Genomic DNA, 26,068 nt, shown 5'->3' on the forward strand with positions numbered 1-26,068 from the left:
TTTCACAGAAGGAAGTAGCATATGACACGCCCGCGCATAGTGGTTATTGGCGGAGGGGCTGGCGGCCTCGAGCTGGCAACCCGCTTAGGCAATAAACTTGGCCGTAAAGGCAAAGCGCATATCACCCTGATTGACCGCAACCATACTCATATCTGGAAGCCGCTGCTGCATGAAGTTGCCACCGGCACACTGGACGTGGAAATTGACCAGCTTAGTTACCGGGCTCATGCCGCTAGCCATGGTTTTGATTTTCAGTTGGGTAGCTTTTACGGCCTGGACCGGCAGCAAAAAACCGTTACGTTAGCACCGGTATATGCCGATGATGGCGAAGAGGTACTGGCAGCGCGCCAGCTTGCCTATGATTACCTGGTACTGGCCATTGGCAGCGTATCTAACCACTTTAATACGCCAGGTGTGGCGGAGCATTGTATCTTTTTAGACAGCCCGTCCCAGGCGCAGCGTTTTCAGCGTCATTTGCTGGATGCCTATTTAAAACTGAATTCACCCGGCCATCCCAAAGATAAACTGAATATCGCTATCGTAGGCGCTGGTGCTACCGGGGTTGAACTGGCAGCAGAGCTGTATCATGCCGCGGCTGAACTGAATTTATATGGCTTTGCCGATTTACGCAAAGACCGGTTAAATATCAGTGTAATAGAAGCCGGGCCCCGTATTTTGCCGGCGTTGCCGGAGCGTATTGCCGCAGCAGCCTTAAAGGAGCTGCAAAAGCTCGGTGTAAAAGTGCGCACCAGTACAAAAGTGACCGCTGCCGATGCTAACGGGCTGCAATTGGGTGACGAGCACCTGGATGCTGAACTGATGGTGTGGGCAGCCGGCATTAAAGCCCCGGATTTCTTGCATAATTTAGCCGGTCTGGAAAATAACCGCATTAATCAACTGCTGGTAAACAGCAAACTGCAAACCACGCTGGATAACCGCATTTACGCCATTGGCGATTGTGCCGGTTGCCCGCTGCCAGACAATAAATGGGTGCCGCCACGGGCCCAGTCGGCCCATCAGATGGCCAGCCTGGTGGCGACAAATATTCTGGCTGAGCTGAATGCCAAACCCCTGCGCGACTTTAGCTACAAAGATCACGGTTCGCTAATTTCATTAAGCCGTTTTGGTACCGTCGGCAGTTTAATGGGCAATTTAGTGGGCGGCGCAATGATGATAGAAGGCCGTATTGCCCGGCTGGCTTATATCTCATTGTACCGTATGCATCAGGTCGCACTGCACGGCTGGATCAAAATGCTGGTGGTCAGTTTAGTGGCCCGTATCAACCGCATCGTCCGGCCGCGGCTTAAACTGCATTAACATTTGCTGCAGATCAGTGCTCAATCTGCGTTGGGCACTGCTGTCCAGCCAGCGCTGCATCGCCTGCTGATACTCAGCACTTTGCCACAATACCGGCAACACCTGATTAATTGCCTCAATTGCCGCCTGGCCAATGCTATCCTGACTGCAGGTAATATAAGACACGCTGGCAACATTAGCCCCAACTATTGCCCGGTGTTCCAGCTTAGCGGATTCAGGCAGCAACTGATTGTAATACTGCATCCGTTCCGGATACTCCACCACATAGTCTACCCGGTTACCAAGCAGCAAGCCTGCAGCATTGATCTCACTGGTAAAGGCGTGGCTGCTCAGATTACTGTCGGGGTGCTGCAGCAGCGGCGCAACGACATCGGGATAAAGCCGGTTGGGTTGAAACGCCCCCCGGATGGATTTATCCAGCGCCAGCATACGGATATCAACACCCTCAGCCTGCATAGCCGGATGCGCCGTTAATTTACCTGCAATATAACCTACTGCCAGCGCCGGCCCTACTGCCATTGGTACGGAAAACAACCGGCTTTGCGCGCGTTCTTCTGAATATAAGGTTCCCAACGCACAGCTACCGGTTTCTGACTGCTGAAAAATCTGCTCCAATCGTGCCAGACTAACCAAACGGGTTTGATGGCTAAACTGCGGCAGCGCCGCCATGATGTGTTGTTGCAGCAAGTCAAAGGTGCCCTGCTCCTGAAACGGGCCGCTGACGATCTGATGCGGCGGCCAGTCGGTTTGCAGCCAGGTAAGTTGTGGTTTAGCGTATGCACTGCTGATCAGCAGCAGAAGCAAACAACGTAATAACATGAATGCGCCCCGTTATTGACTGGTTTAACTGTAGTCAATAACGGGGCGCAACGTCAATCAGCTGCTCATTCGGCCATTCTCTCAACCAATAGTATGATGTACCAGCGGACAGGGCTCTGTTGCTGCTGCCACACTCAGTGCAGCCAGATATTCATTTGCTGCACCTGTCGCAGCTTCTTTACTACCTGCATGCACTTTGGCAATCACATCGCCCTGCTGCACCTTGCTGCCTGCGGGCAGAATATGACTAAAGCCTACCGCAGGGTCAATTTGCTGGCTGGGGTGCGAACGGCCACCGCCTAAACGCACCACCGCCATACCCAGGCCCACAGTATTGTGGTAACTCAAATAACCACCTTGTGGGGCAATAATATCCTGTACCACAGGCGCAGCAGCCAGATACTGCTGTGGTTTTTCAATTAAGTCGGCCGGGCCGCCTAAAGCGGCTACCATTCTGGCAAAAATCTCTGCGGCTTTACCAGAGCTTAAGCTCTGCTCCAGCGCAGCAATAGCACTGGCTTTGTCCTGATAAAGCCCGCCCAGTTGCAACATATTGGCACCCAGCTCCAGCGTAACCTGATGCAACCTTGGCTCACGGTATTTGCCGGTTAAATAATCCAGTGTTTCGATCACCTCCAGCGCATTACCGGCTGTAGTGCCTAAGATCTGGTTCATATCGGTCAGCAATGCCCGCGTGGGCACACCGGCACCATTTGCTACATTAACAATACTGGTGGCCAGTGCCGAAGCATCATCAACGCTACGCATAATGGCGCCGTTGCCTATTTTTACATCCATTACCAGCGCATCTAAACCTTCGGATAACTTTTTCGACAAAATAGAGGCGGTAATAAGCGGTATCGATTCCACCGTAGCGGTAACATCACGAATAGCATATAAACGCCGGTCGGCCGGTGCCAACTGGCTGCTCTGGCCGACGATAACGCAACCGAGCTCAGGCAATAACTGCTGAATTTTCTCCAGCGGTTGGGTGCAACTATAACCGGGAATAGTTTCCAGCTTATCTACCGTACCACCGGTATGGCCCAAACCGCGGCCGGCAATGCTGGGCATAAAGGCGCCACAGGCGGCTACCATAGGTGCCAGCATCAGAGTAACTTTATCACCGACACCGCCGGTACTGTGTTTATCTACCACCGGGCCATTTAACTTACCCTGCCAGTTAAGCACAGTGCCGCTGTCACGCATCGCCAGTGTTAGCGCAACAATTTCGTCGGTTTGCATGCCATTTAAATAAATAGCCATCGCCAGCGCAGCTACCTGGCCTTCACTGAAGCTATCGTCAGTTAAACCGCGGACAAACTGCTGAATTTCAGCCTGGTTTAAATTGCCGCCGTTACGCTTGGTTTTAATAATTTCCTGCGGGATCATCTATTAAGCTCCAACTTTAGTGCTGTTGGCCAGATAGGTTGGCGTAAAAGCGGCTGGCAATAATTCGCCTAAGCTCCAGTTTTGTTGCTGGTGCAAATGGTTGCAACTGGCTATAGGTGCATTGGGACTGAAAAATTCGGCGATAACCTGACGACAGATACCGCAAGGCGGCGTTAACATCTGTTGTGGTGTGTACACCATTAAAGCCGTAAATTTGCGCTCGCCTGCTACCACGGCGGCAGCTATAGCGTTGCGCTCAGCGCACACTGTCCCTCCGTATGAGGCGTTTTCAACATTGCAGCCGGTATAAATTTTGCCACTTTCGGCCAACACTGCTACGCCAACGGGGAATTTACTGTAAGGCGCATAAGCCTGTGCGGCGGCTTGTTGTGCTGCCTGTTGCAGGGCAGCCCAGTTAATTTCGCTCACTGGTTAAACTCATGTTAGTTATGGCCGTATAGTGTTACTGCGAATACCGCTGTGGTCAAGCCCTGTCTAAGCGCCGCTGAAACAGCCACAAACAGCCAAATAACCAGAGGCTGGCCAGTGGTATCAGCCAAAATGCCTGTGCAATACCTGCTTGCTGCGCCCAAACTCCGGTTAACAAACCGGCAAACTGGAAACCAATTGAGCTACCGATACTGGCAATGCCGGATAACACCGGACCGTTGTCGCTGTCCAGATCCATAGCGGTAGATAGCATCAGCGGAAATAAACCACCCACACCAAGCCCCAGCAGCAAATTACCCAGTGCCAGCAATTCGCTACCCGCGCTTAACTTAACTACAAAAGCGCCGGCTACTGTAAAAGCGCCTAACAGCAACATTAGCCGGGCACTGCTTAACCAGCGCAACAGCAGCGCAAAACCCAGCCGGCTTAACACCATACCACCGGTAAACCAGGCTAATAGTAAACGGGCATTTTCAGCCTGATAGCCTAAACCATCTACCGCGTAGCTGACAAACCAGTTGCCCTGGCCCCATTCTGCCGCGCCGTAGCCAACCATCACCAGTAACAGTAATAAAAAAACAGGCTGGCGCAGCACAGTAATATAAGACAGACTTTTACCACCGCCAGGGCTGCGCCCGGCCAGCACAGGCTGCATTCTGGCAACCTGCCAGCTGTACAAGCCAACCAGCAGTAAACACAGTGCAATAATGCGGATTGGCCAACGCCAGTCATCCAGCACCCAGTACAGCATCACCACCCATAACGGCGCAGTTAAGGTGCCAAGGCTGAACATAAAATCCATTAATCCCATCATGGCAGCACGTTTATTGGCAAACAACCGGGCTATAAGAGTATGGCCTATGGTAAACATTACCGAATAAGTCAGCCCCACCAGTACAATCAGTGGCAGCAACAGCTGCCAGTTAGCCACTACCGATAACAGACTTAACAAAATCGATTCAGTAATGGCTAAAAATGCAAACAGGCGCAGAAAATGAAACTTCTGCACATATTTTCCGCCAATGATAGCACCAACAATAGTACCTGCTGACATTAAGCTGAAAAACACGCCACTGATCGCCGGTGCCATTTTTAACGCTTTTGCCATGTCGGGTAGTAGCATACCCCAGAGAATAATCAGGTTACCCAATAAGAAAAAACCGCTGAAGATCACTGCGGTGGGGTGTAAGCGCGACATAGCCGCTCCTTGTAATACCGGTAAATGAAAATATTGCAGGACTGTAAAAGCTTAGCTCAGCACAAAAGTATCAGCATCAAGATGGGCCGGAAATAGTTGCCGGTACTGTTTAAGCTGCGCATAGTCTAGCGCAGCACGCAACACACCGGCTTGTGCCGGGGCATGATCTGCGACAATCTGCCCCTGGTAGTCGACAATCAGGCTGTCGCCGCTATATTCCACACTATTGCCATCGGTACCAACACAGTTACAACCCAGCACAAAGGCCTGGTTTTCTATTGCCCGCGCCTGCAACAATGTACGCCAGGCATGCCGTCGTGCGGCTGGCCAGTTAGCAACATACAGTGCGATATCATAATCATTACGGTTGCGGCTAAATACCGGGAAACGCAGGTCGTAGCACACCTGCAGCAAAAAGCGCCAGCCGCGCCAGTTCACTATTACCCGCTGCTCACCGGCAACATAAGCCTGATGTTCACCTGCCATGCGAAACAGATGTTTTTTGTCGTAAAAACTGATATTGCCTTCAGGCGTAACAAAGTAGCAGCGATTCACACAGCCGTTGCCGGTGCGGGTTGCCACCGAGCCCACCAGTGCAGCGCCTGTCCGCTGAGCCTGCTGCTGCAGCCAGTACAGGGTATCGCCTTCAGGTTCAGCTATATGCTGGCTTTGCATCGAAAAGCCGGTAGTAAACATTTCCGGCAATAGAATGATATCGGCTCCCTGAATGCGGCTTATTTGCCCGGCCAGTTGTTGCCGGTTTGCTGCAGGGTTTTGCCAGACCAGAGCCGTTTGCACCAGCGCAATATTAAGTACTGTTGTTATATCCGGCATAACACCTCCGCCGCAGCTTCTAAGGTACTGCTCTGTTTTGCAAAACAAAAACGGACAATTCGGCGCTGTGAGGGCTGGTTATAAAACACTGACAACGGGATCGCCGCAACTTTGTGCTCTATTGTCAGCCAGCGGCAAAACGCCACATCGTCCAACTCACTAACAGCGCTATAATCGGCCAGCTGAAAATAAGTACCCTGACAAGGCAATAGTTGTAACCGGCTGCCTTGTAACAGGCTGGCAAACTGATCACGCTTATGCTGATAAAACGCCGCCAGACCACTAACCTGCTGTGACTGATGCTGCAACATGCCTGCGATAGCATGCTGTGCCGGAGTAAAACTGGAGAAGGTGACATACTGATGAATTTTGCGAAATTCTGCTGTCAACGCCTCGGGCGCGACACAGTAACCCAGTTTCCAGCCGGTAACATGAAAGGTTTTACCAAAAGACGAGATGATAAAACTACGCTGCGCCAGATCAGCAAAATTGTTAGCACTTAGCTGTGGTATGCCATCAAACACCATGTGTTCGTACACTTCGTCGCTGACACAGTACAAATTATGCGCTAAAACCAGTTGCTGCAGGGCCAGCCAGTCTGCTTTATTAAAGACCATACCGGTCGGGTTATGCGGACTATTAACAATAATCAGTTTGGTACGCGGTGTTATTGCCTCAGCGACTTGTTGCCAGTTAATGCGGTAGTCCGGTGCATTAAGCGCAATATGCACTGCTGCACCGCCGTTTAACTGAATGGCCGGTGCATAGCTGTCATAGGCCGGATCAAAGACAATCACTTCATCCCCCGGCATTACTACGGCACTAATAGCAACAAACAAGGCTTCTGTCGCACCGCTGGTTACCGTTACCTGCTGCCCGGCACATATTATGCGGCCATAACAACGCTGTACCAGAGCCGCTATTTGCTCACATAACGGTGCTATACCCGGCATCGGCGCATATTGATTAAGCCCTTGCTGGCTGTAATCACTCAGGTACTGCAGCAATAAACTGTCGGGGGCAAAATCGGGAAACCCCTGGGATAAATTAATAGCTTGTTGCTGCGCAGCCAATTGCGACATCTGGCTGAAGATAGTAGTGCCAACGGCTGGCAGTTTGCTTTTGAATGTCATGCGGGCAAGAAAAAGTTGCGAAAACCGGCTTGAATGCTATCATTTAGCCCGTTTTATGTATAGACATCTAAACGTTTAAACGTGTAATAACCAGGTCTGAGAATAATGAACGACTCTGCGCAGCAGCATCAGCTTAACCCCAATGCCATAGCTTTATGCACGTTAGGCCGGTGGATCGCCAGCAGGCACTGGGTGCCTGCTACCGGCGGTAATTTTTCCGTCCGCAGTACCGGGCACAGTGCCCTGATTACTGCATCAGGCAAGGACAAAGGCGAGTTAAGCCCGCACGATTTACTTCCCGTTAGCTGGCTGAACGGCCAGCTAACGTGCCCGGGCACGCCCTCTGCCGAAACGGCCCTGCATGCACAGCTTTACCAGCTGGACAGCCGGATTAAAGCCGTGTTACATACACACTCCGTGCACGCTACCGTGTTTTCGCGGCTGATAAACCACGACAGCTATAACTTTCAGGGCTACGAAATGCAAAAAGCCATTAGCGGTAATAACAGCCACGAAACCCCCTGCCCGCTGGCGCTGTTTGACAATACCCAGGATATACCGGCACTGGCACAACAAGTAGCTAAGCGCTGGCAACAGCAACCACTGAATTTTGCTTTATTGGTGCGTGGCCATGGCCTGTATGTTTGGGGTTACAGCCTGGAACAGGCAAAAAGGCATTTAGAAGGCTGGGAGTTTCTTATAAACTGCGAGCTGGAACGATTAAAGCTAGCAAGGTAAACCGTGAAGTATTCCGCCATTATTACTGATATTGAAGGCACTACCAGCCGGATAAGTTTTGTCACCGATATACTCTTCCCCTATGCCGCCCGTGAATTGCCCGCCTTTATCCGGGCTAATGCTACACAGCCAGACGTTGCAACAGCTCTGGCGGCCTGCCGCGAGCTGATGCAGCAGCCTGCCGCCGGTACAGAGCAAATTATTACCCAGTTGCTGCAATGGATAAGCGAAGATAAAAAAGTAACACCGTTAAAAACCTTACAGGGTATGGTGTGGCAGCATGGTTACCAGAGCGGGGCTTTTACCGGCCATCTGTATGCAGATGCAGCTGAACAGTTACAGCACTGGCATAACCTGGGTATTAAGCTTTATGTCTATAGCTCGGGTTCTGTGCAGGCTCAGCAATTGTTGTTTCAGTATAGCGATTATGGCGATTTAACGACGTTATTTAATGGCTATTTTGACACCCGTATTGGCGCCAAGCGTGATATTTCATCTTATGCCGCTATTTTGCAGCAGTTGCAGCTACCGCCGAAACAGGTGTTGTTTTTGTCTGATGTTGTAGCCGAACTTGATGCTGCCAGAGCACTGGGTATTGCCACAGTGCAATTAATCCGCGAGGACCAGCCGGCAGCCGATCACCCCATCGCCCATAGCTTTAACGAGATCCGGGAGCAAATACCATGAGCCGCCTGACTGTTTATAACAACGACAACGCTGCTTACCCATTGTTTGACAGCAGCAACAGCCAGCATATCAGCGCTGAGCTGGCCAAAGCCGGTATCCGTTTCGAACAATGGCAAGCCGGAGCCCTTATAACCGCACACAGCAGCAATGAAGACATCCTGCAGGCTTATGCAGCAGATATTCAGCGGCTAAAAGCCGAACGGGGTTATGTTACGGTTGATGTTATCTCACTTAACGCTAGCCACCCGGATAAAGCCGCGCTCAGGCAAAAATTTCTGGCAGAGCATACCCACAGTGAAGATGAAGTACGCTTTTTTGTCCGTGGCCAGGGTCTGTTTTGTCTGCATATTGCCGGTAAGGTTTACCAGGTATTGTGCCAACAAAACGATCTGATTAGCGTACCTGCCGCTACCCCGCACTGGTTTGACATGGGCAGTGAGCCGGAATTTACCGCCATCAGGTTGTTTAATAATGCCGACGGCTGGGTAGCAAACTTTACCGGCAGTACCATAGCCAGTAATTTTCCGTTACTGGCATAAATCAGCACCAGCTTACTGATTTAAATAACAATTCATCTACATTTTTTGTTGCCGGCAGCTGTATTTTAATGCAGCCGCTGCGCTAAACTGGCGCATTCAGCAACCATCGCAAATCACTAAGCTATGATTTTACTGATGATCAGCTTTGGTGCAGTTTATGCAGTATATTAAGCAAGAATTCAGTGTTGTTAATGATAATGCAACCTTCATCCACTAAAACCAGCGATACCAAATGAGATCGAGTGCCACATAATGCCAATGCATACACCCATGCGCGGCCTGCGTTGTTTTTGTGTCGCGGCAGACTGTTTAAGCTTTAAAGAAACAGCAAAACGGCTGTACCTGACACCCTCTGCAGTAAGCCACCAGATTAAACAACTGGAAGACAACCTCAACCTGCAATTATTTGAACGCCAAACCCGCGCCATAGTGCTGACAGAAACCGGAACACGCTTTTACCAGTCTATTCAACCTCTTATGCAACAACTGGCAGCTACAATAGGCGAGTTCAGCCAGGCACAGCGCATGCTGGAAGTCAGTATTTCGATGCCGGAATTTTTTGCCAGCGAATTATTTGTGCCGCGGCTTATTGGCTGGTCAGAGCAATATCCTAACATTAACCTGAAACTGGAAACGGTAAAATCACGCCGCGACAGCCAAAAATATACCGATCTGTCGATTATTCTGTCGGGTAAAAAGCCGGAAGAGAGCATCGCTTACGATTTATTCCCCATAAGTTATGTGCCAGCCTGTAATGCCCAGCAGTACCAGCAGTGGCACAGTAAAGGTTATCGCATTCTGGAAAAGGTGCCGCTGCTGTTGCATCAGGCCCGCCCTTACGCCTGGCATCGCTGGGCAGAGCACGTTGGTTACCATAATTTCAGGCCAAAACAAATTATTCAGTTGGACAGTATGTTCAGTGTCGCCCGCGCAGCACAACAGGGCTTAGGTGTAGCGTTAATCCCACTGCCCATCAGCAATGGCTGGTTTACCAACGGCAGCCTGCAGCGCTTATTCGAGCAAGAATTGCTTAGCCGGGACCGCTACTATCTGGTGCGCCACGATAACGACCCTACCCGCGACGAAATTCAGTTATTAATTGACTGGATCCTACAGAGTTTTCATTTAGATAAGTAAATCTCTGCCAGTTCTGGTTGTATGACAAACATTAGTGGCTGACAGGTGAATTTTTTTCACCTGTCGCATTTTTTTTTATCGTTTGTCAAGTTTAGTGCTTTTGCTCAAACTTACACCTGCAGACCGATAGCGGCTGCCTGGATGGGAAATTGGGAGCAACACACTATGAAAGCGAGATCAGTTAAATTAGGCAGTTCTTTGGCGTTGATGCTGATGGCCTCAGGTTCATTTCTCGCATCAGCCAACACCAATGGCTATAAAATGGTACTTATTGAAGATACTCCTGGCGTAGCCGCTTTACAGGCTGGTCAATTCGATCAGGGTATCAGCGAAACCTTAAACAGCAGTGCTGAAGTGGACAACTTCTCACGCCAGATGAGCCTGTGCGTTGGCTTTACCAAAAGCGGTAAACTGGAGCAGGCATCAGGTGCATGCGACAAAGCGGTATCGGCAGCTCAACAGTTTCATCACGTTAGCAGCAGCGACAAGCGCGAAATGCGTGCTTACGCACTGACTAATCGTGGCGTACTGCGCCTGTTGCAAAACAACAACCTGGCCGCACTATCTGATTTTAGCCGTGCAGCTGAGTTAAGCCGCAGCGATGTTAACCTGCACAACCTGCAACGGTTAGAGTTAGCACTGAACAAAGCCAACAATGGCTTGGACATTGCGATGGTGTCAGCAGAGTAAGTAACCTCTGCAATGTAACAGCAACAAAGGTTATTGCAGAGTAAGCGCCTGCATTAACCTGTAAGGAAACCCCGGCAGTAAACAGAGTAAGCGCCTGTTAACTGCGGCAAACGATTACACTCCCCCGTGTGTATGCAGAGTTACTACTCCCCGGTGTAACTCTGCTTTTTTTATCTGAGCTTTGTGAATGTAACAGCAACGGCTACAACACTCGCCTTGGCTCGTCACAGCAACTACTGCGGGCTTCCTGCCCTACACGAACCAGCTACAGCTGTTCAAATTCGTTCCGGACGAATTTGTCACTCGCGCTTGCGCGCTCCCTCAAACACTCTGTGCCGCCCAATTCGAGGTTCCAGCCGTTTGCTATCGCAACCACGCTTCAAGCAAACTGCATTAACACCCCAGCGGCGATATCCGCTTGTGAGTACACGCCGGTATCCAGCACCCAGCCGGTTACCAGTGCCGCGGGTGTTACGTCAAACGCCGGGTTAAATACTGCCGCATCTTCCGGTGCCCATATGGTTTTGCCAAAAGATCCGCTAACACCACGAACTTCGTCGGCATGACGCTGCTCAATCGGGATAGCACTGCCATCTGCACAGGCTAAATCTACCGTGGTGTGCGGTGCAACCACATAAAATGGCACTTTATGATAATGCGCCAGCACAGCCAGCGAGTAAGTGCCGACTTTATTGGCAAAATCACCGTTGGCAGCAATGCGGTCGGAGCCGACAAAAATACGATCAACCTGGCCACGGGCCATCAACATCGCCGCCATATTGTCGCAAATAAGCTGATATGCAATGCCCAACTGCTGACATTCCCAGGCAGTTAAGCGACCGCCTTGCAGCAATGGCCGGGTTTCATCTACCCAAAGGCGGATATTTTTACCCTGCTGATGTGCCAGATTAACTACACCAAGCGCTGTACCTACACCAGCTGTGGCCAGGCCACCGGTATTGCAGTGCGTTAACAGCTGCTCACCGTCCTGTACCAGTGCTGCGCCATGGCGCGCCATATTCAGACATAGCTGCACATCTTGCGCAAACAATTGCCCGGCACAATCAATGGCGGCAGTTTTAAAATCGGCTTGTTGCAGTGCAGCTATCATGCTGTCAAGGTTATTCATCAGGTTAACTGCCGTGGGTCGCGCTGCGCGCAGCACTTCGGCATCCCGTAACAACTGCTCACGGCTATCGCCTACGCTGGCGCGATATGCCAGCAATAAACAGGCGCCAATCCCAATAGCAGGCGCACCACGTAACTGCAGCGCTTTAATCATAACAACCATGTCGTTAACTGTCTGGCAAGGCAGCCATTTTTGTTGTTGCGGCAGTAAGGTCTGATCCAGCACATACAACTCGCCTTGTCTGGTTTTCAGGCTCAGTGCTGTTAAGTTTTTCATAGCTTATTCCTGTTTGGCGTTGCAGACGTCTATAAGGTTTGCGATTATGCAGCCCTGCTATTTTCAACACAAGCAATGAGAGCCAGGATGACAGATTACCGTACCTTTACCACTGACGATGCAATGCGCTTTGCCGATGAGCACAGCGGCCTGTTTGGCGATCACAGTAAATTAAGCTGCGAAGAATTCGGTGATGGTAATCTGAACCTGGTATTCCGGGTTGAAAACGACAAAGGCACCAGCCTGATTGTTAAACAGGCGCTGCCCTATGCCCGCTGTGTTGGCGAAAGCTGGCCGCTGACTGTAGACCGCGCCCGCATTGAAGCCGAAGTGTTGTTAAAACACCGCAAACTGTGCCCCGACCATACAGTAGAAGTACTGCATTATGATGTTGCGCTGGCCGCGATCCTGATGGAGGATTTAAAAGATTACCGCATTGCACGTACCGAGCTGATAGCCGGTAAACAATTTGCACATTTGGCGCCACAACTGGCAACCTATTTGGCAAACACGCTTTACTACACCAGTGATTTCGCACTCACAGGCCCGAACAAGAAGCAGCAGGTTGGCCAGTTTTTAAACCCGGAACTGTGCCTGATTACCGAGGATTTATTCTTTACCGACCCATACTGCAACCACGAGCGCAATAATATCCACAGTGAAATACGTAACGATGCCCTGCAACTATGGCATGACGACGCACTACAGGCCGAAGTAGCACAGCTAAAAGCCGGTTTTCTGTCTAAGCCCCAGGCTTTACTGCATGGTGATGTGCACACCGGCAGTATTTTTATTAATGATGATAACTGTAAACTGATCGACGCTGAATTTGGTTTTTATGGCCCTGTTGGTTTTGATGTTGGTAGCCTGATCGGTAATTTGCTGTTGAACTATCTTGGTCATTTCGGCCTGACGCAGGATACCGCCGCACGCCAGCAGCATCAGGACTACCTGCTATCACAGGTGCAAATTCTGTGGCAGGAGTTTGAGAAGCAGTTTAAACAACTAATGAGCAATGAATGCCGCGAACCGACACTGCAAAACAGCTTGTATCAGCAACGCTTTATACAGCAGGTATTTACCGATACTCTGGGGTATGCCGGGTGTGAGCTGATCCGCCGCACAGTTGGCCTGGCGCATGTTGCCGATTTAGACAGTATCAGCGACGACACCCTGCGCGGACAAAGCGAACGCAAAGCGCTGAAACTGGGCCGCGAGCTGATTATGCAGCGCAACGAGCTTGCGGGTATAGAACAAGTGCTTACGCTGGTTCGATACCAGCAAAATTAACCCGGTATATTAAAAAGTCTCCATCAAAAAGACACCACAGCCATTTATCTGGCTGTGGTGTCTGTGTTGGCAGCTAATTAGTACTTAATACTACAACCATAAGGTTTGGTAACGGCCGGGTCGGGTTTTGCACCGGCCAGCACAGCTTTGGCGGCGTTAGCAAAAAGTGGTGTGGCTTTGCTGATATCATCTACTTTGGCAGACGGAATACTGTCAATCCCGCCCATATACTGCAACATACCGGCTTTATCAATGACATACATATGTGGCGTGGTTTTGGCGTCATAGGCTTTACCTACCACACCGCTTTCATCAAATACCACAGCCGTAGGTACTGCATCGCGGCTGGCAGTAAGCTCATCTGCTTTGGCCGGGCTAACGTGGCCCTGCTTGCCCGGTGCCGATGAAATAACGGTAAGCCATACCACATCCTGTGCAGTCAGGTCACTCTGCAGTGCCTGCATATTACCGCTGTAGTGTTTTACGACAAACGGGCAATCATGGTTAGTCCATTCCAGTACCACATTTTTGCCGGCAAAATCTTTTAAACTATGGCTGTTACCTTTGGTGTCCACTACGGTAAAGTCAGGGGCCGGAGCACCCACCTGTGGTGCAGCGCTTAAACCCAGCGACAATAAGGCTGCTGAAGCAGCCAGTACCAGATGACGTAATTTCATAGTGCTTACTCCTGTATTTTCCTGGCCTGTCAGGCCGTTAAGGTTGACTACTTAGCTGCGCTAACGTCTGCGGCAAAGTGTCAGGGGTTAAAATCTGTGGTAATACTTGTGGCGGCTGCCCCGGCCAGTACAACACATACAATGGTACACCATCGCGCTGATACAAACGTAAGTACTCGGTTATGGCGCTGTCACGCAGTGTCCAGTCGCCTTTTAAGTAAGTAACATCGTACAGTGCCAGCGCGGCTTTGCTGCTGTCGGTGTTTAACGCCACCCGCTCGTTTACCAGACAGGTAATACACCAGTCTGCGGTCATATTAACCAGTACCGGTTTACCCTGCTCCCGCAGTTGCTTAAGTGTAGCGGCAGACCACGGCTGCCAGTGTTGTGTATCACCGTTTTGTGCCTGTGGTGCTGTCGGTTGTGGCGCCAGTACAGGTAACACCAGTGCCAGCAATAGCAATAACAACGCTATACCTGCACCAACACGGCCAGCCTGAGCCAGTTGCTTACGGCCCCACAGCCAGCATGCACAGGCCACACACACCAGGCCAATTAACAGCAATGCCTGAGCATCAACACCGGCCTGGCGGCCATATACCCACAGCAGCCAGACGGCGCTTAAATATAACGGATACGCCAGCACCTGCTTTAAAGTGTCCATCCAGGCGCCGGGCTTGGGTAAAATACGGGCAAAGCCCGGTATAAATGCCAGCAGCAAGAACGGCAATGCCATACCCAACCCTAAGGCCGCAAACACTAACAGTGCCACCGGCGCACTTTGGGTTACCGCATAACCCAGTGCAGAGCCCATAAAGGGTGCGGTACAAGGGCTGGCGACTATTACTGCCAGCACGCCGGTAAAAAACGAGCCTTTGCCACCTTTAGCCGTGGCAAGTGCGCCGCCGGTATTCATCAGCCCCAGGCCAAACTGCACAACGCCGGATAAACTTAACCCCAGCGCAAACAGCAAATACACCAGCAATGCCACCATGTAAGGGCTTTGTAACTGAAAACCCCAGCCAATCGCGGCCCCGGCGGCGCGCAGCACAATAAGCAGCAGTGCCAGGGCAACAAAACTGAGTACCACACCGGCACTATAAAATAGCGCGTCACGTTTTTGCTGTGCCTGTTGTGTGCTGTTGGCGGCAATACTCAGCGCTTTTAGCGACAGCACCGGAAATACGCACGGCATTAAGTTTAAGATCAGGCCGCCGGTAGCGGCCATCAGTAAAATTAACCACAGCGCCGTGCTGTTTTGCTGGCCCTGAGTTACCAGAATTTCAGCTGCAGTTTTCCCATTGCCTGCCGGTTGTACGCTTTTTGTCAGTTGCACGCTGTAGGCGTTGTCTGCACTTACCAATACCAATTCAATTTGATCAGCCACGCCGGAAAAATAGGTATTTAGCGGTTGCTGCAACAACAACTGTGCCCCTTGCTGGCTGATTTGCTGTGCAGCTGCGTGATCAACCAGCTCTGTTGCAGCCACAAAAAAAGCGCTTATGTCTGTCGGCTGCTGCCAGTTAATCAGAGCAGAAAAAGCCCCACCGGAGGTATCAAACTGGCCGCTGATATTCAGCGGTTGTGGCAGTTGCTGCTCTGCCCGGCGAAATAAAGCGCTCTGCTCATCTGCCAAGATCGCGTCGCTGCCCACAGCTAATGTCAGGCTAAATTGTGCTTCAGCCGGTATACAAACTTCCTCGCATACCAGCCAGTCGGCCTGCAACTGAATAGCAATAGTGTCCGATGCATAATCAGCCGCAATGCTAAGATCAGACAGTAAAACTGTATTGCCCTCAAAGCCGTAATTTACCAACGGCGGTATGGTAATAGCGTGTGGGGTTGGCCATTGAATGTCGCCAGCCGTTACACCATCGGGTAATTGCCAGCTTAAACTGGTAGCCAGGCCGGAGTCGCCGGGGTTTTGCCAGTAGGTATGCCAATGTTCATCCGGCACAAAATGCAGCGCCAGCCGCACCGTTTGCCCAGGCGTTACCTGCTGATACTCACTGACCAGTTCAGCTTTAAGGTGTTTTGCCGTTTGCCAGCCAGTGGTTGCTGCATGCCCGTTTATCAGTATGCAGCAGTAAAACAGCAGAAAAATTACCCTGTGCATTGTTCTTACGTATATAGCTCTCACGTATATAACTCTCTCATATATACCGCTCTCACATAGTGCATCTGTGTATCGATACGAGCCTACACGGCTTTTGATCAAACTGCCGACAAATTAACCGTCAAACTACGCTAAGTTGAGTATTTTTTGCGACAAAATGCTATATTAAGCCGGTATAAACGTAACAACTGCTGTGGTCACTCCAGCAAAGTGTTCGTTACAACAAGCATACAAAACAATCGTAATCCTCAATAAAAGGTTCACCTTAATGAAGCTATTTACTAAGTCGGTATTGTCAGCGGCCATTCAGGCCGGCCTGTTTAGTGCAGCTGTTGGTTTTTCTCCTGTGTTAATGGCACAGGAAAGTGACAAAGACCAAGGCGGCAAACAACAGGAACTGGAAACCATTACTGTTACCGCGCAAAAGCGCAGCCAGAGTATTCAGGAAGTGCCAATCTCTATTGCCACCCTGTCCGGCGAAAAGTTTGACACTATTTTCTCTTCCGGTGATGACATTACAGCGTTGGCCATTAAGGTGCCGGGCCTGTATGCCGAAACCTCTAACGGCCGTGCTGCACCACGTTTTTATATCCGTGGTTTAGGTAATACCGATTTTGACTTAGCTGCATCGCAACCGGTATCCATTATTATGGATGACGTGGTGATGGAAAACGTGATTCTAAAAAGCTTCCCGCTGTTTGATGTACAGCAGGTAGAAGTGATCCGCGGCCCGCAAGGTACGTTGTTCGGCCGCAATACTACGGCCGGTATTATTAAATTTGACAGCGTAAAGCCAAGCCAGGATTTTGATGCCTATGTTAAAACCACTGCTGGCACCCTGGGCCAGTTTAACCTCGAAGGTGCGGCAGGTGGCGGTTTAACCGACGAACTCTCTGCCCGTATCTCTTTGTTATCCCAACACCGTAGCAACTGGGTAAGCAACAGCTACACCGGCGAAAGCGACGTTATGGGCGGCTACAATGAACGTGCCGGCCGGTTGCAGTTTTTATATGAAACAGCCGACTTCGATGCACTGTTAAATGTACATTCCCGTAACTACGATGGTACTTCCAGCCTGTTTCGCAAAAATATACTGACCCCGGGTAGCGACAAGTTAAACGAAAATTATGACCGCGATACTGTGGCTTATGATGCACCCGGCTATAACCGCCAGAGCTACGACGCCTGGGGCGCCTCACTGAAGTTTGACTTCCGTTTTGATGGCATGACACTTACCAGCATTTCAGCACTGGAGCGCGCAGATGGTGGTGGTATCGGTGATATTGACGGCGGCAACCCCGGCCAGGCCGGTCCTGCTAACCCGGACAATGCGGTCACTGAAGATCAGTTAAAAGATTTAAAACAGTACACACAGGAAATCCGCCTGGCCAGCGACACCTCTGGCCCGCTAAGCTGGCAAGCCGGTGGTTTTTACTTCGACTCAACCTTTGGTGTAAACAGCATTGACGGTTTCTTTGGTGCCACTGAAGTGTTCCACGGCAATACCAGTTGGGCGCTGTTTGGCCAAACCACCTATAAATTCACCGACAAACTGGATGTTACTGCCGGTATCCGTTATACCGACGATGTAAAAACCTTCTCGGTAGGCCAGCAGAATGTTGACGGCTTTGCTCTGGTTATCGGTGCTGCACAAATTCAGCAGTATGACCCGATCAAAGTATCTGACGACCAAATCAGCTGGGAATTAAGCGCCAACTACCGTTTAACCGATAAAACCAGTTTATTTGCCCGCGTAGCTGAAGGCTTCCGTGCCCAGTCGATTCAGGGCCGTGATGTGGCATTTGAAGCACCGCCGTCAGTTGCTGATTCAGAAACCATTACGTCATTTGAAGTAGGCGCCAAATCAGACTTACTGGATAACACCCTGCGCCTGAACGGTGCGGTGTTTTACTACACTATTGACGATATTCAGTTATCTGCCATTGGTGGTGAAACCCAGGGCAACCAGCTGATTAATGCCGACAAAGGCGTAGGCTATGGCTTTGAGGTTGATTTTGATTACCGCGTACTGGCCAACCTGAGCCTGGGCGGTGGTTTTAGCTACAATAAAACTGAACTTAAAGACGACAGTTTAACAGTAGCACCATGCGGCTCTGGCCTGTGTACCGTGCTGGACCCGCTTAACGCGCAGGATTTAGCCTTAATTAATGGTAACCCCTTCCCACAGGCGCCAGAAACTATTCTGACGTTAAACGCCCGTTATGATTTCCCGGTACAGGGTGGTGAAATTTATATTTACGGCGATTATCAGTTACAGGGTAAAACCAACCTGTTTTTGTATGAATCAGCCGAGTTTAAATCAAACAATAACTACGAAGCCGGTTTACGCATAGCCTATGTTAACTACGACGGTAATTACGAAGTAGGCCTGTTTGGCCGCAATATTACTGATCAGGACAACCTGAAAGGTGCTATCGACTTTAGCAACCTGACCGGTTTTGTTAACGAACCGCGCACCTTTGGTGTCGACTTTAAAATCAGCTTTTATTAATCGCTGAGTTAGTACGAATCGACTTGCTCTAAGTCAACCGTTGAAGGCAGGGATGCTGACAAATTCGTCAGGAACGAATTTGAACAGCTCCGCTAGCCCGCAGGGTGAACTTCAGGATGAAGTTCATAGTCGAGCCCCCACGGAAGGGTTTACGGCGCGTTGACGTGGGCAAGCCGGTTCGTACTATTCTTTCTGGCTTGCTTCTGCTTTTAGTCACTCCTTTCCGGCGAAAAAACCTGCGCTTTAACCTGTTCTGATTGCACAAGCGGCAACATCGTTTTACGCTGAGCACCTTCTGTTACCGCGGAGCATAAAATGCCGGATTTTCGCAGCGATACCGTAACCCAACCTTCTCTTGCCATGAAAGAGCGTATGTTTAACGCGCCTTTAGGCGATGACGTATTTAACGACGACCCTACCACGCTGGAATTACAACGCTACGCTGCCGAAATGCTTGGCTTTGAAGCCGCACTGTTCGCGCCCAGCGGTACCCAGACCAATCTGATGGCCATGATGAGCCATTGCCAGCGTGGTGATGAAGCCATTGTTGGCCAGCAGTGGCATACCTACAAATGGGAAGGCGGTGGTATGGCGGTATTGGGCTCTATTCAGCCGCAACCGCTGGAACTGCAAAACGATGGCACCTTGTTGCTAAGCGATATTGCCGGTGCAATAAAACCCGACGATCCGCATTTTGCCCGCACCCGTTTAATTGTCATCGAAAACACTGTTGGCGGTAAGGTATTACCGCTTAGCTATATGCGTGATGTGGCCGCACTGGCAAAAAACAAAGGCCTGGCCTGCCATATAGACGGTGCCAGGTTGATGAATGCAGCTGTGGTACTGGCACCACAACACAACTTAACGCCACAACAAATGGCGCGTGAACTGTGCATGGGTTTTGATTCAGTATCGCTGTGTTTATCTAAAGGTTTAGGTTGCCCGGTCGGGTCGTTATTGCTGGGCTCAACTGATTTTATCGCCCGGGCGAAACGGGTGCGCAAAATGCTGGGCGGTGGTATGCGCCAAACCGGCATCTTAGCCGCTGCCGGTCTGTATGCGCTGGAAAACAACATCACCCGACTGGCCGACGATCACACCAATTGCCGCCGTTTAGCCGATGGCCTGGCCGTATTAGCGGCGCAGCTACCGGCACTGCAGGGCCAACTTAGCGTTTTGCCGGTACAGAGCAATATTTTATTTACCGACATCAGCCTTGAACTGGCAGACCGCCTATTACCCTATCTGGCAGAATGCGGTATCAGGCTTACCAGCAGCAATTACCAAAGCACCAACGGTGCTATTAAACGCGTACGCTGGGTGTGCCATTTACAAATAAGCAGCGACGATATTGAGCAAACCCTGCAGCATGTTACCAATTTCGCCAGACTGAATTAACCACACGCCTGAAAGCAAATGCACCTTTTGCCTGTCTGTTACGTAAGCAGCAAAACGTAACAACAGGCAGAGGTAATTATGGCCCAATCCACGTTATTAAAACTCTTTACAGCGTTAATGCTGCTTGGTAGTACAGCACAGGCACAGGACAACACTATGCCGGCCACACGCCATACCGACACTATCGTGGTGGGCGCCGGTTGTTTCTGGGGCGTAGAAAAACGCTTTGAAGCTATGGATGGCGTAATAGATGCCGTATCCGGCTATGCCGATGGTAATGGCGTACAGCCCACATACCGCGCCATTACGCAAAAACGCAACCAGCATAACCCCAACAACCATGCCGAAGTGGTGCAAATTACCTTTAACCCGGCAGTAATCAGCCTGACTACTTTGCTGCAACGCTACTTTGAAATGCACGACCCGACCCAGCTAAACCGCCAGGGTAATGACATTGGCACTCAGTACCGCTCAATTATCCTGACTAACAGCCAGGCACAAGCTGACACCGCCCGGCAGGTGCAGGCAGCGTATCAGTTATTGCTCACCCAAGCCGGTTACGGTGCCATTACCACGCAAATAAAACCGCTGCGCGAATTTTTCCCGGCCGAGCAGTATCACCAGGACTATATCGCGAAAAACCCCAACGGCTACTGCCCTGATCATTCCACCGGCGTGCGTTTTAACAGCGACAATAAAAGCCAAACGGCAGCGGTGGATAACAGCACTTTGCTCAGCGGCAAACACATACTGGTGATAGATGCTGAAAACTACTGCCCGTACTGTGAAAAGTTTAAAGCCGAGGTGGCAAACCATTATCAGGGTGATATTCCGCTGCATTTTCGCTATGCCAACGCAGTTAACGGCTTAACGCTGACAACCCCAACCTGGGCTACGCCAACTATTATTTTGCTGCAAGACGGCAAAGAGGTATTTGGCCGCCAGGGCTACTTAAGCCCAGACGAGTTTTATCTGTTGTTGGGTAAGTTTAAGCTGGGTAATACCGAGGCCTTTGATGTGGCATTTGATAAAGGCACCGATAGCCGCTTTTGCCAGCAATATGAAATTTTTAAAAATACCCCGGATGGCGTTTTTACCGACAAGCTAAGCGGGGCGCCACTGTTTGACACCCGTGACCGTTTTGACTCTGGCACCGGCTGGTTGTCCTTTACCAAAGCGGTAAACGGCGCAGTAATTGAAAAACCGGATAACAGCTACGGCATGCGCCGCACTGAAATTCGCGCCAAAGTATCTGGTATTCATTTGGGGCATGTATTTAACGACGGCCCCAATGGCCGCCCGCGCTATTGTATTAACGCCACTGTACTGGACTTTGTACCGCGTGGTTAATTTATAGCCGGACAGCCTCAGCTACAGCCACCACAGCCTTCGCCGGTTTATGCCGTAGCGCCAGCAGCAAACCGGTAATAATAATCAACAGCACACCGCCAAGCTGCAGTGTGCTTAAACTTTCGTTAAACAGCCACCAGCCGGCAATGATTACCGTAACCGGTTCCAGATAAGCCAGCGTAGCATAAACACGGGTAGGTAAATGCTCCAGCGCAATGATGGCGCAGTATATCGCGATAAAACCGGGGAAAATACCCGCCAGTGCTATCCAGATAATATCATCCGGTTTGGGTAAGCTTATGCCGGTAAGAAATGGTAGCACGCAACAAGCGCCTATTATTAGCTGGTAAAATGTGCGCAATAATTGCGAATGTGCAGGCAAAGCGCGGCGGTTTAGCAGCAAAAAACCGCTATAAGCAAACAGCGACAGCAAGCCAAAAATAAGGCCCGGCAGCTGCGCGGTGTCTAACACCAGATCAAACTTAAATTGCTGCAACATGGCAAAGCCAAGAAATGACAGCACAATCAGGCTGCTGTCGGGTAAATCGAGCCTTTCTTGTAACAACCAATGGGCAATAAAAGCCGACAGCGGTGGCGCCAGGTACACCAGCATAATGGCGTTAGCCAGGCTGATATATTCAATAGCCGTTAAAAAGCTCAGCATAAAACCGGCCAGCAGTACGCCGTTAACCGCCATACGCCAGTCTGGCTTGCCTTTTAGTGCAGCCAGCTTGCCGGTAAGCGTAACAAACAGCAGCAAACACAAGCCGCCAACAAATAGACGATAAAAGGTCAGCTCTGCTGCCGCTAAGCCACTAAAGCGGGCAATAATACCGCTGCTGGCCATCGCTACTGCTGATACCAACGCGAGAAAAACGTATAAACCCATCGTAACGATAACCTGCTGCTTGGGGAGGGATAAGATTTACGGCGTGTCGGTGTGAGTAAATGTTATCCCTTAGCTAAAGAAACCGGCAGATTATGCCGGTTTTTCTGGTAACACACGAGTCTCTAGCCTGAATTTCGCATACCGGCGGCAATACCGGCAATAGTCACCATTAACGCCCGGCTAATCATCGGGTTTACCCGCTCGGGCTGGTGCCGCACACGGTACAACAGTTCGGCTTGCAGAATATGCAGCGGGTCTACATAAGTATTGCGCAGCATGATCGATTCTCTAATCCAGCTTTCTTTTGCCATCAACGTATCGCTGTGAATAAGCTTGAGCAGCAACTGGCGATCATCAGCCAACTGGCTGCGCAGGCTTTGGCCTAAATGCTTCAGCTCATCTGGTACCAGCACTTTGTCATAATAAGCTGCTATTTCGCTGTCGGCTTTTAAAAACACCATTTCCAGCATCGACATGCGGGTAGCAAAAAATGGCCATTGTTGCTGCATTTCATCCAGCAAAGCGGCTTTGTCCTGCTTGGCAGCGTTGGCTAAAGCCCCGCCTGCCCCGAGCCAGGCGGGTAACATTAAACGGTTTTGCGACCAGGCGAAAATCCACGGTATGGCCCGCAGGCTCTCCACGCCGCCGCTGGGGTTACGTTTGGCCGGGCGGCTGCCAAGCGGTAACTGGCCCAGCTCCTGCTCGGGCGTGGCAGCTCGGAAATAGGGCACAAAGTCTTTATTGTGCCGTACCACACCGCGGTAAACTTCGCAGGAGTCATCTGCCAGTTGCTGCATTAAATCGCGCCAGCTTTGTTTTGGCACCGGTGGCGGTAATAACATACCTTCGAGCACGGCGCTGGCGTACAACGCCAGGCTGCGCTCGGCTAATTTTGGCAGGCCAAACTTAAAGCGGATCATCTCGCCCTGCTCGGTTACCCGCAAGCCACCGGCCAGTGAACCGGGCGGTTGCGATAAAATAGCGGCATGCGCCGGGCCACCGCCACGGCCGATAGTACCGCCACGGCCGTGAAACAACGTAAGCTGCACCTTGGCTTGCTGGCAAATGGCAACCAACGCTTCCTGAGCACTGTACTGCGCCCAGGCCGCAGCGAATACCCCGGCATCTTTGGCCGAATCGGAGTAGCCAATCATCACTTCCTGTTTGCCGTTAATATAACCACGGTACCAGTCGATGCTAAGCAGTTTGCGCATACAATCCGGCGCATTTTGCAAATCACTTAAGGTTTCAAACAAGGGGGCTACCGGCATCGGAAAGCTGATACCGGCTTCTTTTAACAGCAGTTGTACTGCCAGCACATCTGACGGTTTGCCGGCCATGGAAATAACATAAGTGCTTAGCGCTTCGCTGCCATGGCGGGCAACAATATCGCAGGTGTCCAGTACTTCCTGCACATCAGCAGACGGCTGCCAGCTTTTCGGAAACAACGGCCGCCGGTTTGCCAGCTCGGCCAGCAAGAACGCCTGGCGGGCGTCTTCATCCCAGGCGGCATAATCACCCAGCCCCAGGTGCCGGGTTAATTCAGCAAATACCTGTGCATGACGGCCTGCATCCTGGCGAATATCAAGTTTGAGCAGGGTTAAGCCAAAGGCGTAAGCACGGCGGATGGTATCAAGCAACCTGCCGTTGGCGATAACCGCCATACCGCAGTCAAGTAATGACTGATAACACAGCAGTAACGGCTCAAGTAATTGCTGGTTATGCCAGATTAAATCCTGTGGCCGCTGCAAACGGTCATGCTTTAATGCTTCGGTTAACCAGTCACGGCTGTGTAGTAAACCGGCCCGCAGTTTATTCAGGATATAACGGTAAGGCTCACTGGCCTCGCCTGCAGCTTCGCGCAGTGCCGGGTTAGCCTGATACATAGACAATTCACTGCCGAGCATATCCAGATCTTTAGCGAATAAGTCTGCCGCTTTCCAGCGGCTGAGCAACAGCACCTGACGGGTAACTTTAGCGGTAACAAAAGGGTTGCCGTCACGATCTCCGCCCATCCAGGAGGAAAATTTTACCGGTGCGGCATCCAGTGCTAAACCTTTGCCGGTGGCATCTACTAATTTGGTATCCAGTTCACGCAGAAAGTCCGGGATGGCCTGCCATAATGAACTTTCAATCACGGCAAAGCCTGATTTGGCTTCATCTACCGGTGTTGGCCGCTGCTCGCGAATTTCATTGGTGTGCCAGGCCTGGGCAATCAGCTCACTTAAGCGCAGTTCTACTTTTTGCTGCTGCGCTGCGCTTAGTTCTTGCTCCAGCTCAGTTAAACAAGCAGCGATTTCGGTAAGTTTATGAATAAGAGTGCGGCGCGATACTTCGGTCGGGTGTGCAGTGAGCACCAGCTCTATTGATAAGCTGGCCACGGCCTGCTCAACTTTAGTTTGCTCCAGCTGTTTTTGCTGCAGCAAGCTAAACAACTCATCCAGTGGCTCCGGCTTTTCAATGCTGGCATGGCCAATACGGCTGACAGTATGGTGTTGCTCGGCCAGGTTAGCTAGATTTAAAAACTGGGCAAAAGCCCGTGCAACCGGCAAAAGCTCGTCATCGGTTAAGCTGCGTAGTACCTGTTTAAGTTTATCAGCCTGCGCTTCATCGCCTTGACGCGCAGCCTTGGATAATAACCGGATCTGCTCTACCCGCTCCAGTACAGCCTCGCCCAACTGACCACGAATGGTGTCGCCCAGCTTTGTTCCCAGCAAGCCAACATTGGCTTTCAGTGCTGCGTAATGATCCATTGTCGTTGCCTCTGTTACCCACGTTGCACCACCCTAGCGCGTTATGTTCAGGTACTCAACAATGATTGATTACAAAATGGGCAACGAAATTGGTAAGACCAAATAGCCAAGATTTGTTTACCCGCTACGGAATAAAACCTCAGGCTGTCGCGTTATCGCTATGTCACTGACGACATAAAGAGGACTTAAAGATGAAAACCTTACTTACACCAAGCCTGATCGCCCTTACCTGTTGTTCTGCTTTCGCCAGCGCCGATATGTCGCTATCGGCACAAAGCACTAACGACAGCCAGTTGCAGCTGACGGTTAACCAGCCGGCCATTGTTGGCAACAACACCAACAGTAATACCAGTACTAACCAGCAAAGCCAGTTACAGGCCGGCACCGGTGCCAGCCAAACCGTACAGCCCACGCTGCTAGCAACAGCACATGCTGATAGCAGCGTGGATACTCAAATACAAAACAGCCTGCAGCTGAGCACTAATCTGTTATCAAAAACCACTGATGTGGCGGATCTCGCCCAGCAAATCAGCAGTAATATTGCAGCAAATGCCAGCCAGGCTACTGACGTTGCCAGCACGGTGCAGCAACAAATTCTCGGTAACGTTAATCAGGCATTGCAACAAGACGCCTCGGCCAGCGTAGCGCAAAGCGTGAGTCAGGCCGTAAGCGCTGAGGTATCAAATACTGTGCGTAGCAGCATTACGCTGGCTACCGGTCTGTAAATCATCAGGCGCCGGCCTC

General features: G+C 50.8%; 22 protein-coding genes. 11 read left to right on the forward strand and 11 right to left on the reverse strand.

Annotated features, from left to right (window positions below):
• Positions 1–21: 21 nt before the first annotated feature.
• Positions 22–1,317 carry an NAD(P)/FAD-dependent oxidoreductase gene (locus J3B89_RS17360; protein ID WP_215398894.1) on the forward strand — a complete coding sequence of 432 codons (1,296 nt, stop codon included), beginning with the start codon at positions 22–24 and terminating at the stop codon, positions 1,315–1,317.
• On the opposite strand, the gene J3B89_RS17365 is transcribed toward J3B89_RS17360, so the two are convergent.
• From J3B89_RS17365 to J3B89_RS17390, 6 genes are all read right to left on the reverse strand, one after another.
• Positions 1,267–2,136, reverse strand: coding sequence for a hypothetical protein (locus tag J3B89_RS17365; protein WP_215398893.1), 870 nt, complete (start codon positions 2,134–2,136; stop codon positions 1,267–1,269). The genes J3B89_RS17360 and J3B89_RS17365 overlap by 51 nt on opposite strands.
• 81 nt (positions 2,137–2,217) lie before the next feature.
• A complete protein-coding gene (gene deoA / locus J3B89_RS17370; RefSeq protein ID WP_215398892.1) occupies positions 2,218–3,528 on the reverse strand; it encodes a thymidine phosphorylase in 1,311 nt (436 codons plus the stop codon).
• Positions 3,529–3,531: 3 nt separating this feature from the next.
• Complete coding sequence (locus J3B89_RS17375; RefSeq protein ID WP_215398891.1) at positions 3,532–3,957, reverse strand: cytidine deaminase; 426 nt, start codon at positions 3,955–3,957, stop codon at positions 3,532–3,534.
• Between the two features lie 55 nt (positions 3,958–4,012).
• Positions 4,013–5,176 (reverse strand): MFS transporter, encoded by a 1,164-nt coding sequence (locus J3B89_RS17380; protein WP_215398890.1) that lies wholly within the window; start codon positions 5,174–5,176, stop codon positions 4,013–4,015.
• Between the two features lie 51 nt (positions 5,177–5,227).
• Positions 5,228–6,010 (reverse strand): amidohydrolase, encoded by a 783-nt coding sequence (locus J3B89_RS17385; RefSeq protein WP_215398889.1) that lies wholly within the window; start codon positions 6,008–6,010, stop codon positions 5,228–5,230.
• Positions 5,998–7,143 (reverse strand): methionine aminotransferase, encoded by a 1,146-nt coding sequence (locus J3B89_RS17390; RefSeq protein ID WP_215398888.1) that lies wholly within the window; start codon positions 7,141–7,143, stop codon positions 5,998–6,000. Before J3B89_RS17390 ends, J3B89_RS17385 begins: the two co-directional genes overlap by 13 nt.
• Positions 7,144–7,248: 105 nt before the next feature.
• Between J3B89_RS17390 and J3B89_RS17395 the strand changes: the two genes are divergently transcribed.
• From J3B89_RS17395 to J3B89_RS17415, 5 genes are all read left to right on the forward strand, one after another.
• Positions 7,249–7,881: a methylthioribulose 1-phosphate dehydratase gene (locus J3B89_RS17395; RefSeq protein WP_215398887.1), complete on the forward strand. Its 633-nt coding sequence runs from the start codon at positions 7,249–7,251 to the stop codon at positions 7,879–7,881.
• Between the two features lie 3 nt (positions 7,882–7,884).
• Positions 7,885–8,568 (forward strand): acireductone synthase, encoded by a 684-nt coding sequence (gene mtnC, locus J3B89_RS17400; protein ID WP_215398886.1) that lies wholly within the window; start codon positions 7,885–7,887, stop codon positions 8,566–8,568.
• The gene (locus J3B89_RS17405; RefSeq protein WP_215398885.1) at positions 8,565–9,107 is read left to right on the forward strand and encodes a 1,2-dihydroxy-3-keto-5-methylthiopentene dioxygenase; all 543 of its coding nucleotides are present in this window, start codon (positions 8,565–8,567) and stop codon (positions 9,105–9,107) included. Before mtnC ends, J3B89_RS17405 begins: the two co-directional genes overlap by 4 nt.
• Before the next feature lie 252 nt (positions 9,108–9,359).
• Positions 9,360–10,244, forward strand: coding sequence for a LysR family transcriptional regulator (locus J3B89_RS17410; protein WP_215398884.1), 885 nt, complete (start codon positions 9,360–9,362; stop codon positions 10,242–10,244).
• A gap of 165 nt (positions 10,245–10,409) precedes the next feature.
• Positions 10,410–10,934 (forward strand): tetratricopeptide repeat protein, encoded by a 525-nt coding sequence (locus tag J3B89_RS17415; protein WP_215398883.1) that lies wholly within the window; start codon positions 10,410–10,412, stop codon positions 10,932–10,934.
• 379 nt (positions 10,935–11,313) lie between these two features.
• Here J3B89_RS17415 and mtnA read toward each other — a convergent pair whose 3' ends face one another.
• A complete protein-coding gene (gene mtnA / locus J3B89_RS17420; RefSeq protein WP_215398882.1) occupies positions 11,314–12,339 on the reverse strand; it encodes an S-methyl-5-thioribose-1-phosphate isomerase in 1,026 nt (341 codons plus the stop codon).
• 87 nt (positions 12,340–12,426) lie between these two features.
• Between mtnA and mtnK the strand changes: the two genes are divergently transcribed.
• Positions 12,427–13,629, forward strand: coding sequence for an S-methyl-5-thioribose kinase (mtnK, locus tag J3B89_RS17425; protein ID WP_215398881.1), 1,203 nt, complete (start codon positions 12,427–12,429; stop codon positions 13,627–13,629).
• A gap of 77 nt (positions 13,630–13,706) precedes the next feature.
• On the opposite strand, the gene J3B89_RS17430 is transcribed toward mtnK, so the two are convergent.
• Positions 13,707–14,306 carry a redoxin domain-containing protein gene (locus J3B89_RS17430; protein WP_215398880.1) on the reverse strand — a complete coding sequence of 200 codons (600 nt, stop codon included), beginning with the start codon at positions 14,304–14,306 and terminating at the stop codon, positions 13,707–13,709.
• Between the two features lie 37 nt (positions 14,307–14,343).
• Entirely contained in the window at positions 14,344–16,422 is a 2,079-nt protein-coding gene (locus J3B89_RS17435) for a protein-disulfide reductase DsbD family protein (protein WP_215398879.1), read from the reverse strand.
• A gap of 268 nt (positions 16,423–16,690) precedes the next feature.
• Between J3B89_RS17435 and J3B89_RS17440 the strand changes: the two genes are divergently transcribed.
• The 3 genes from J3B89_RS17440 (at position 16,691) to msrA (ending at position 21,682) form a co-directional block, all read left to right on the forward strand.
• The gene (locus tag J3B89_RS17440; RefSeq protein WP_215398878.1) at positions 16,691–18,934 is read left to right on the forward strand and encodes a TonB-dependent receptor; all 2,244 of its coding nucleotides are present in this window, start codon (positions 16,691–16,693) and stop codon (positions 18,932–18,934) included.
• A gap of 315 nt (positions 18,935–19,249) precedes the next feature.
• Complete coding sequence (gene ltaE, locus J3B89_RS17445) at positions 19,250–20,332, forward strand: low-specificity L-threonine aldolase (protein ID WP_215398877.1); 1,083 nt, start codon at positions 19,250–19,252, stop codon at positions 20,330–20,332.
• A 78-nt stretch (positions 20,333–20,410) separates the two neighbouring features.
• Entirely contained in the window at positions 20,411–21,682 is a 1,272-nt protein-coding gene (msrA, locus tag J3B89_RS17450) for a peptide-methionine (S)-S-oxide reductase MsrA (RefSeq protein WP_215398876.1), read from the forward strand.
• A gap of 1 nt (position 21,683) precedes the next feature.
• Here msrA and J3B89_RS17455 read toward each other — a convergent pair whose 3' ends face one another.
• The gene (locus J3B89_RS17455; protein ID WP_215398875.1) at positions 21,684–22,571 is read right to left on the reverse strand and encodes a DMT family transporter; all 888 of its coding nucleotides are present in this window, start codon (positions 22,569–22,571) and stop codon (positions 21,684–21,686) included.
• A gap of 122 nt (positions 22,572–22,693) precedes the next feature.
• Positions 22,694–25,324 carry a phosphoenolpyruvate carboxylase gene (gene ppc / locus J3B89_RS17460; RefSeq protein WP_215398874.1) on the reverse strand — a complete coding sequence of 877 codons (2,631 nt, stop codon included), beginning with the start codon at positions 25,322–25,324 and terminating at the stop codon, positions 22,694–22,696.
• Positions 25,325–25,515: 191 nt separating this feature from the next.
• On the opposite strand from ppc, the gene J3B89_RS17465 reads away from it, so the two are divergent.
• Entirely contained in the window at positions 25,516–26,049 is a 534-nt protein-coding gene (locus tag J3B89_RS17465) for a hypothetical protein (RefSeq protein WP_215398873.1), read from the forward strand.
• Positions 26,050–26,068: the final 19 nt, after the last annotated feature.

Source organism: Rheinheimera oceanensis (assembly GCF_018831085.1).
In the GTDB taxonomy this organism is placed as follows: domain Bacteria; phylum Pseudomonadota; class Gammaproteobacteria; order Enterobacterales; family Alteromonadaceae; genus Alishewanella; species Alishewanella oceanensis.

What these genes read in the sequence shown, in the direction of transcription:
- mtnA (WP_215398882.1), bottom strand. Translation starts at nt 12,339, where the DNA reads ATGAAAAACTTAACAGCACTGAGCCTGAAAACCAGACAAGGCGAGTTG.
- J3B89_RS17360 (WP_215398894.1), top strand. Translation starts at nt 22, where the DNA reads ATGACACGCCCGCGCATAGTGGTTATTGGCGGAGGGGCTGGCGGCCTC.
- ltaE (WP_215398877.1), top strand. Translation starts at nt 19,250, where the DNA reads ATGCCGGATTTTCGCAGCGATACCGTAACCCAACCTTCTCTTGCCATG.
- J3B89_RS17440 (WP_215398878.1), top strand. Translation starts at nt 16,691, where the DNA reads ATGAAGCTATTTACTAAGTCGGTATTGTCAGCGGCCATTCAGGCCGGC.
- J3B89_RS17455 (WP_215398875.1), bottom strand. Translation starts at nt 22,571, where the DNA reads ATGGGTTTATACGTTTTTCTCGCGTTGGTATCAGCAGTAGCGATGGCC.
- J3B89_RS17465 (WP_215398873.1), top strand. Translation starts at nt 25,516, where the DNA reads ATGAAAACCTTACTTACACCAAGCCTGATCGCCCTTACCTGTTGTTCT.
- J3B89_RS17365 (WP_215398893.1), bottom strand. Translation starts at nt 2,136, where the DNA reads ATGTTATTACGTTGTTTGCTTCTGCTGCTGATCAGCAGTGCATACGCT.
- J3B89_RS17380 (WP_215398890.1), bottom strand. Translation starts at nt 5,176, where the DNA reads ATGTCGCGCTTACACCCCACCGCAGTGATCTTCAGCGGTTTTTTCTTA.
- J3B89_RS17430 (WP_215398880.1), bottom strand. Translation starts at nt 14,306, where the DNA reads ATGAAATTACGTCATCTGGTACTGGCTGCTTCAGCAGCCTTATTGTCG.
- msrA (WP_215398876.1), top strand. Translation starts at nt 20,411, where the DNA reads ATGGCCCAATCCACGTTATTAAAACTCTTTACAGCGTTAATGCTGCTT.
- J3B89_RS17435 (WP_215398879.1), bottom strand. Translation starts at nt 16,422, where the DNA reads ATGCACAGGGTAATTTTTCTGCTGTTTTACTGCTGCATACTGATAAAC.
- J3B89_RS17395 (WP_215398887.1), top strand. Translation starts at nt 7,249, where the DNA reads ATGAACGACTCTGCGCAGCAGCATCAGCTTAACCCCAATGCCATAGCT.
- deoA (WP_215398892.1), bottom strand. Translation starts at nt 3,528, where the DNA reads ATGATCCCGCAGGAAATTATTAAAACCAAGCGTAACGGCGGCAATTTA.
- J3B89_RS17385 (WP_215398889.1), bottom strand. Translation starts at nt 6,010, where the DNA reads ATGCCGGATATAACAACAGTACTTAATATTGCGCTGGTGCAAACGGCT.
- J3B89_RS17415 (WP_215398883.1), top strand. Translation starts at nt 10,410, where the DNA reads ATGAAAGCGAGATCAGTTAAATTAGGCAGTTCTTTGGCGTTGATGCTG.
- J3B89_RS17390 (WP_215398888.1), bottom strand. Translation starts at nt 7,143, where the DNA reads ATGACATTCAAAAGCAAACTGCCAGCCGTTGGCACTACTATCTTCAGC.
- J3B89_RS17410 (WP_215398884.1), top strand. Translation starts at nt 9,360, where the DNA reads ATGCCAATGCATACACCCATGCGCGGCCTGCGTTGTTTTTGTGTCGCG.
- mtnK (WP_215398881.1), top strand. Translation starts at nt 12,427, where the DNA reads ATGACAGATTACCGTACCTTTACCACTGACGATGCAATGCGCTTTGCC.
- ppc (WP_215398874.1), bottom strand. Translation starts at nt 25,324, where the DNA reads ATGGATCATTACGCAGCACTGAAAGCCAATGTTGGCTTGCTGGGAACA.
- J3B89_RS17405 (WP_215398885.1), top strand. Translation starts at nt 8,565, where the DNA reads ATGAGCCGCCTGACTGTTTATAACAACGACAACGCTGCTTACCCATTG.